Source organism: Mycobacterium pinniadriaticum, assembly GCF_026242045.1.
Classification (GTDB): domain Bacteria; phylum Actinomycetota; class Actinomycetes; order Mycobacteriales; family Mycobacteriaceae; genus Mycobacterium; species Mycobacterium pinniadriaticum.
Map to the genome: position 1 here is coordinate 1 of NZ_JAPJDO010000122.1, position 535 is coordinate 535.

1 protein-coding gene is annotated in these 535 nt (G+C 65.2%); it reads right to left on the reverse strand.

What is annotated here, in order from left to right; genetic code table 11:
- The coding region (locus ORI27_RS32935) for a cytochrome P450 (RefSeq protein ID WP_266001441.1) at window positions 1-535 on the reverse strand (535 nt) is incomplete at both ends.

Below are 535 nucleotides of genomic sequence, written 5' to 3' on the forward strand. Positions count from 1 at the left end.
CCGCCGACGAAGGTGGTGGCCATCAACTCGGGTTCGCCGGCCAGTTCGATGGATGTGATGCGGGGGACGAGTTCGGTGAAGAAGCTGTTCATCTCCATGCGGGCCAGGGCCGCGCCCAGGCAGAAGTGCACGCCGTAGCCGAAGGACAGGTGTTTGTTGGGGTCTCGGCCGACGTCGAAGCGCATCGGGTCGTCGAAGACGTCTTCGTCTCGGTTGGCCGAAACGTAGGACAGCAGAACGGCTTCGCCTTTGGCGATGTCGACGCCGCGGACTGCGGTGTCGGCTTGGGCGGTGCGCATGAATTCTTTGACCGGGACCACGCAGCGGATCATTTCCTCGACGGCGGTGCCCATCAGGGTGGGGTCGTTTTGCAGGCGGTGTAGTTCGGCGGGGTTGCGGATGAGTTCGAGGAGTCCGCCGGCGATTCCGGCGCTGGTGGTGTCGTGGCCGGCGCTGGCGACGATGACGTAGTAGGAGGCGGTGTCCATGTCGGACAGCGGCGCTCCGTCGATGGTGGCGTTGGCGATCGCCGAGG